The organism is Sutterella wadsworthensis 2_1_59BFAA, from assembly GCF_000297775.1.
GTDB classification, from domain to species: Bacteria; Pseudomonadota; Gammaproteobacteria; order Burkholderiales; family Burkholderiaceae_F; genus Sutterella; species Sutterella wadsworthensis_A.
The window spans coordinates 211,111-217,692 of sequence record NZ_JH815519.1; the positions used below are offsets into that span (position 1 = coordinate 211,111).

Consider the following 6,582-nt stretch of genomic DNA (forward strand, 5'->3'; position numbering starts at 1 on the left):
GTACGGGCGGATCCTTCGATTTTACAAAGGCGCCGGTGCGGGACGAAAGATGATGCAGGAAAAGCGAAGGGGCCGCTCCATCAATGTGGAGAGCCCCCTGCAGAATGCTCCGTGCGTTCTCAGGCTCAGAGCGTGTCGATGCCCGTCACCTTGAAGCCCGCGCCCGTCACGACGGCCGAGAGCATCACGTCGGAGACGCCGGCTGCAGCCTTGACGCGGGCCTCCTTCTTCTCAAGGTCCGCCACCGCGGACTCGACGCCGGGCAGCGCGCGAAGCGCCTTCTCGACAGCGGCCGTGCAGTGACCGCAGTGCATGCCTTCAATGTGAATCACCTTTTCCATCATGGAACTCCCTGTAGTGGATGCGCCGTCCGTCCCGCTGTCGGAGACGAGGACGGGCGCCTTGAAGAATCGGAGGCGAAGCGCGTTCGTGACGACGCTCACCGAGCTCATGCTCATGGCCGCCGCCGCAATCATCGGATTGAGGAGGAGACCGAACATGGGATAGAGGACGCCTGCCGCGATCGGAATACCGATCACATTGTAGGCAAACGCCCAGAAGAGGTTCTGCCTGATGTTGCGCATGACGGCGCGGGAAAGATCCACTGCGCCCACGACGCCCTCGGGCGAATCGCGCATGAGGACGACGTCGGCGCTCGCGCGCGCGGCATCCGTGCCGCCGCCCACTGCAACGCCCGCATCGGCTTGGGCGAGCGCAGGCGCGTCATTGACGCCGTCGCCCACCATGGCGCACGGTCCGTCGGCCTGAAGCGCCTTCACGTGCGCGGCCTTTTCGGCGGGCCTCACGTCGGCGACGATGTCCTCGGACGCAATGCCGAGCCTTGCGCCGACGGCCTCGGCCGTGCGGCGGTTGTCGCCCGTGAGCATCACGACCCTGAGGCCGCGTCCGCGCAGCGCCGAGACGGCGGCCCTCGATTCGGGCCTCACCCTGTCGGCGACGGCGATGATGCCGATAACGCTCCCTGCCGAAGCAATGAAGAGCGGCGTCGCGCCCTGCGAGGCCTCTGCGAGTGCGAGCGCGGAAAGCGCCTCGGGCACCTCAAGGCCGAGCGTCTCCATGAGACGGGCGTTGCCCGCCGCCACCGGCGTGCCCGACATCAGGCCCCTGAGGCCGCCGCCCGGAATCTGCTCGAACTCATCGACATCCTGCGCGGTCAGTCCCCTCGCCTCGGCCTCGGCGAGCACCGCCTGCGCGAGCGGATGCTCGGAGGGCTTTTCAAGCGCGGCTGCGACGAGCATCACCACGGTTTCGAGTCCGGGCACCGCTGCCGCCACCTTCGTGACGACGGGCCTGCCCTCGGTGAGCGTGCCCGTCTTGTCGAAGACGACGGTCTTGAGCCCGGAGAAGACCTCGAGCGCCTCGGCGCTCTTGAAGAGAACGCCCATGCCTGCGCCTCGGCCCATGCCGACCATGACGGCCGTGGGCGTCGCCAGTCCGAGTGCGCACGGGCAGGAAATGACGAGGACGCTCACCGCGGCGTTGAGCGCGAACTCTAGGTCTCCGCCGATCCAGTACCAGACAAGGCCCGACACCAGAGCGATTGTCATCACGACAGGCACGAAGATGCCGCTCACCTTGTCGGCAAGCCTCGCCACGGGAGCCTTCGAGGCCGTCGCCTCCTCAACGAGCCTGATGATGCCCGCCAGCACCGTGTCGTCGCCCACGCGCGTGGCGCGCATTCTGAAGGCGCCCGCCGCCAGAAGCGTCACGCCCGTCACGGCCTCGCCCGGCCCTCTCGTCACGGGAAGGCTCTCGCCCGTAAGGGCCGACTCGTTCAGAAGCGCAGTTCCCTCCAGAATCACGCCGTCGACGGGCACCGTCTCGCCTGTCTTCACGACGACGATGTCACCCGAGGCGACCTCATCCGTTCCAATGCGGACCTCCGCGCCGTCCCTCACCACGAGGGCCGTCGGCGGCGCAAGCTTCATGAGCGCCGTCACCGCCTCGGTCGTGCGGCGCTTGGCGCGCGCCTCGAAGAACTTGCCGAGCGAAATGAGCGTGACGATCGTCGCCGCCCCCTCGAAGTAGAGGCTGTGCGCAAAGTGGTGGAGCGCCGCTTCGTCACCCGCAGCCTGGGCCGCAAGAAGCCTGTAGATCACGTAGACGCCAAAGAGCAGCGCTGTGCCCGATCCAACCGCGATGAGGCTGTCCATGTTGGGCGCGCGGTTGACGAGCGCCCTGAGGCCGCCCGTGAAGTAGCGGCGGTTGAGAAGCACGATGGGCAGCGTGAGCAGGAACTGCGTGAAGGCCATCATCGGAGCGCCCTGCGCCCCCGTGAGCATGACGGGCACGGGCAGGCCCGCCATCGGCCCCATCGAAAGCCACATGAGGGGTGCGAGCAGCGCAAAGGACCAGATGAGGCGCACGCGCACGGCTTCGGCCGCCGCCTCCGCGTCCGCCTCGGGCGCCGTCGCGGCCGCAGTCCTCCCTCGCCCCGCAAAGCCCTTCTCGCTCGCCCCGTAGCCCGCATCTTCCACCGCACGCTCGATGTCCTCGACGCCGAGCACGCCTTCGTCAAACGTCGCCTTGAGCGAATTCGTGAGCAGGTTCACCTCGGCCGCACTCACGCCGCGAAGGGCGCACACGGCCTTCTCCACGCGGCTCGAGCAGGCCGCGCAACTCATGCCCGTCACGTTGAACTGTCTGGTTTCCATCGTTCTGAATGAGAATGATTATTCGGTTCAGGGAGTGTATCCTTGACAAGTTCCTTTTCGCAAGAACGTACAATTTTGATATCCAGTACCCAAAAGGATACCGTCATGACCGACAAAACCCCTGCAGAAGAAGTGCTCTGTCCCGTCGCGCTCACGCTCAGCCTCATCGGCGGCAAGTGGAAGGCACTCATTCTCTGGAACCTGCTCGAAGGCACGATGCGCTACTCGGCGCTGCGAAAGGCCGTGCCCGACGCCACGCCCAAGATGCTCACGCAGCAGCTTCGCGAACTCGAGGCGGACGGCCTCGTCTCGCGCACCGTCTGGCCCGTCGTTCCGCCTCGTGTCGACTACGCGCTCACGCCCACGGGCGAGAGCATCAAACCCATTCTCACGGCCATGTACCGCTGGGGCGACGCCTATCTGGCGAAAAGAAACCGGAAGTCCTGCTGCTCGATGAAGCCGCCCGCCGACGAATAGGCGCGCCCGGAAAGAAAAAGGCCCGCCTGCAGACGATGCTGCGGCGGGCCCTGATTGTTCAGAGGTTCAATGCCGGGATCAGAAGGCCGGAACCACGGCACCCTTGTATTCGGTTTCGATGAACTTCTTGACTTCGGCGGACGTCAGAGCGGCCTTGAGCTTCTGGATCTCGGCGCGGCTGTCGTCACCCGTGCGGATGGCCACGATGTTGGCGTAGGGCGAATCCTTGCTTTCGATGGCAAGGGCGTCCTTCACCGGGTTGAGACCGGCGCCCAGGGCGTAGTTGGAGTTGATGACGGCGAGCGCGACATCGTCAAGGGCGCGCGGAAGCTGGGCGGCCTCGATCTCGCGGAACTTGATCTTCTTGGGATTGTCGACCACGTCGTTGATCGTGGCCGTCACGCCGGCTTCAGGACGAACCTTGATGAGGCCGGCCGTCTCGAGCACCTTGAGGGCGCGGCCGCCGTTGGTCGGGTCGTTCGGAATGGCGACTTCAGAGCCCTCGGCAACGTCGGCAACGTTCTTCACCTTGTGGGAGTACACGCCCATCGGCTCGATGTGAACGGCGACGAGGCTCGTGAGCTTGAGGCCGCGGTCCTTGCTGAAGGAGTCGAGATAGGGCTTGTGTTGGAAGAAGTTGGCGTCAAGCTCCTTGTCGTTGAGCGAGAGGTTCGGCTGAATGTAGTCGGAGAACTCGATCACCTTGAGCGTGATGCCCTCCTTCTGGAGCTGCGGGGCGATGAGATTCAGAATGTCCGCGTGCGGAACGGGGCTCGCACCGACCGTGAGGGTCTTGGCGTCGCCGCTCTTGGGAGCATTGTCGTCACCGCAGCCGGCAAGACCGAAGGCGAGGCCGGCAGCCACGCACACAGAAGCGAAAAGCTTGAATTTCATGATTAATCCACCTTGAATAATGAGAAACAGGACAAAAGCCTCCGGCATGCGAGGGCGTTGAAAGGAAGTTGACCGGAGAGGATCCGGTGCCCCGACTGCATGTCTTGTTCTGGAAGCCCTGCCGGTTCCCGCGGATCCGGCGAAGTACCGACGATTCTACCTTAAGATCGCACTTTTCGCTCTACTGCAAACAACCTAGAAAAGGGACGACGGAATGTCGTGCATCGGCATGATCCAGTGGAAACACCACCAAAACCATTGTGGCGCAACAGTTTTATCGACAAAACCCGCACTTTTCACAGGATCATTTCACGATTCTGATACGGCACTTTTGGCGCAGGTCATGCAACCTTCAAATAGTTCGATGTCCTTCGGCGAACTGCCCCATACTCGAATCCAAGGCGAAGCATCGCGTTGCAGCGCGCCCTCGCCGTCAACATTCGTTCGAGTTCCGTACTTCCGTTTCAGTCCGCCATGTCAAACATCACGCTTCCCATGGAGCTCATGCTCCGCGCCACGCTCCCCACCCGCTCCGAACAGCTTCTCAACAACCTGCGCTTCCTGCCCCGCGAGCTTCATCCCCAGTCCGTCAACGGCCTCAGGTCCCTGGGGTTCGACGCGAATCTCTGCGCTGACCTCAACAGCTTCAAGGCGGACAGGAATGTCGACACGCCGCTCATCCTCGCGCTCTTCATCAACGAATTCTTCAAGGCCGCAGGATCCGACTACGCCGCCAGCCAGAGCATCGCCAAGTACCTCCGTCGCCGCGCCCGCAAGATCGACGTCGAACCCTTCGGCCAGGAGGTCGCAGAGATCGTGAAGAAGCACTGCAAGGAGCTCAGGAGCGCAGCCATCGGCCCCTTCATCAGGGACGCCGAGCCATACCGCGTCGTGCAGCTCTACTGACAGGAGAAAACTCCGAAGAGCTCAGGCTAAACAACCTCACCACTGAAGTGGGAGGGTTTCGATACAGTCGAGGCTTTTCGCCTCGGGGTTGTCCCCGATTTGCTGTCACTCCGACCACGAAATCCTTGCTGACGCAGCCCTTGTACGGTAAGGGACGGAATCCCCCGCCGTCGGAACCTCCCGAACTCGCGCTCGGTAATCCCTTTTCGGGTTTGAATGACTACGACACCGGCGTCAAGCCAGGCTGTTACTCCGGCTGGAACGGCCTCACGGATCCGTTCCGGGGCGTAGGTTTGTTTTTCAAGATCTGCGTACAACAGATTCAGACAAGCCGCCGCATCGCGGTCGATCCAGCGATCGTCCTCATCGTTGCCCAATCGTACGCGGCGCTCCCAAAGTTCGTGCTTGACAAATTGGCCCGTCAGCAGATTGTGCTGCGTGGGCTTGAGCTTCTTTGGCGATACGACTTCCACCAACAAACCGGCGCTTTCAGCCTTGTTCGTCAGTTGTGCGTATAACGCTGCCGGCGCATGTCGCCCGATGGTCTTGCCGAACCGTCCCCTCTGGAACGCCTTATAACTGTTGTCCTCCACAATGATGTGGCCCGCATGGCCGAGAAGCCAGTTGCAGACTTCACCGTGCTCGCGCTTTCGCGTGGCGGCGCAAAGACGAAGCATCTCCGCAAGTTCAGACCGGAGTTTTTCGTAGCGCTTCGAGAAACGCCACTGAAGCCTTCCGGACTTCACCTTCAGAGACTTGTGCTTCTTGCCGTGACGAACCACCTCAACCGTTTCGTAGTTGTCGGGATTCGTCGCTTGGCGGCTGCGCTCCATCGCACGCTGAAGCTTGCGCACGGCACGGTGATCCGTGTCCGCGCTCGGCGCGATCTGCACTTTGGCAATTGTCCCGTCCTCAGTCGCATAGGTGAGCGAACCGAGTCCCGGATCAATGGCCATGCGCAGATCCTTGCCGGCGTAGGCGTGCTTCAGGGGGCTTGACCCTTCGGCAACGAGCTGAAGGAAAAAGCGCTCCTTGCCTTTGCGCATTTCACGCACGATCCGACAGTATTTCACTTTTCTGGGCTTTGTGGGATCCGTCGGATCCTGCAAAGCCCGGGTGAGCCAGTCGTCGCGCTTGTCAACGCGAACACGGTACACGTGCTTGCAGACGGTTACGCACTGCTGATCTGCTTTCCAGATGATGCCGGTGCGATTGGTCTTCCCTTCGATCGAATGCAGTCCGCGTCGAGAGCTGATGAACCTCGGAGAGCCGCCGTTGTAGAGGTGGCGTTCCACCGAGATCCACGCTCTCGAAGCGAGTTTTTGACCCTCGTTGATGCCGAGCAGGTGGCCGCGTCCCGAAGCCTTGTGGTGCTTGGCGACGTCGGCATGAAAGTCATGCTCGCTCAAGCGGAACCGCACGCGAAGATCACGGGGAGTGTCAGGATTTCTGTGTCTGGGGAGGTTATTCCAGGGGCAGCCCAACGAGGCTGCCCTTTGTTTTTTGTGATGCAGTATGCCAGACCTGATGCGATAGCGCGGGTAGTCTAATCATACCCCTTGTCTTACTCCATGGCACCTGTAAAGCGCTCGCCAAACAGCAGAGCGAACTGAGGCATGGCAGCAGACCA

5 protein-coding genes are annotated in these 6,582 nt (G+C 62.4%); 2 read left to right on the forward strand and 3 right to left on the reverse strand.

All coding sequences use genetic code 11. The annotated features are described in order from the left end of the window. Positions 1–125 precede the first annotated feature (125 nt). Positions 126–2,675: a heavy metal translocating P-type ATPase gene (locus HMPREF9465_RS10090; RefSeq protein ID WP_005436641.1), complete on the reverse strand. Its 2,550-nt coding sequence runs from the start codon at positions 2,673–2,675 to the stop codon at positions 126–128. A 105-nt stretch (positions 2,676–2,780) separates the two neighbouring features. Here HMPREF9465_RS10090 and HMPREF9465_RS10095 point away from each other — a divergent pair, with 105 nt between their 5' ends. Further along, a complete protein-coding gene (locus HMPREF9465_RS10095) occupies positions 2,781–3,152 on the forward strand; it encodes a winged helix-turn-helix transcriptional regulator (RefSeq protein WP_005436643.1) in 372 nt (123 codons plus the stop codon). Between the two features lie 78 nt (positions 3,153–3,230). Here the strand turns inward: HMPREF9465_RS10095 and HMPREF9465_RS10100 are convergent, their stop codons facing one another. Then, positions 3,231–4,046: a MetQ/NlpA family ABC transporter substrate-binding protein gene (locus HMPREF9465_RS10100; RefSeq protein WP_005436645.1), complete on the reverse strand. Its 816-nt coding sequence runs from the start codon at positions 4,044–4,046 to the stop codon at positions 3,231–3,233. A gap of 474 nt (positions 4,047–4,520) precedes the next feature. Between HMPREF9465_RS10100 and HMPREF9465_RS10105 the strand changes: the two genes are divergently transcribed. Continuing rightward, the gene (locus HMPREF9465_RS10105; RefSeq protein WP_005436647.1) at positions 4,521–4,952 is read left to right on the forward strand and encodes a hypothetical protein; all 432 of its coding nucleotides are present in this window, start codon (positions 4,521–4,523) and stop codon (positions 4,950–4,952) included. A 26-nt stretch (positions 4,953–4,978) separates the two neighbouring features. On the opposite strand, the gene HMPREF9465_RS13295 is transcribed toward HMPREF9465_RS10105, so the two are convergent. Further along, positions 4,979–6,373, reverse strand: a complete 1,395-nt coding sequence (locus HMPREF9465_RS13295; protein ID WP_038007536.1) for a hypothetical protein — start codon at positions 6,371–6,373, stop codon at positions 4,979–4,981. Positions 6,374–6,582 lie beyond the last annotated feature (209 nt).

What these genes read in the sequence shown, in the direction of transcription:
- HMPREF9465_RS10090 (WP_005436641.1), bottom strand. Translation starts at nt 2,675, where the DNA reads ATGGAAACCAGACAGTTCAACGTGACGGGCATGAGTTGCGCGGCCTGC.
- HMPREF9465_RS10095 (WP_005436643.1), top strand. Translation starts at nt 2,781, where the DNA reads ATGACCGACAAAACCCCTGCAGAAGAAGTGCTCTGTCCCGTCGCGCTC.
- HMPREF9465_RS10100 (WP_005436645.1), bottom strand. Translation starts at nt 4,046, where the DNA reads ATGAAATTCAAGCTTTTCGCTTCTGTGTGCGTGGCTGCCGGCCTCGCC.
- HMPREF9465_RS10105 (WP_005436647.1), top strand. Translation starts at nt 4,521, where the DNA reads ATGTCAAACATCACGCTTCCCATGGAGCTCATGCTCCGCGCCACGCTC.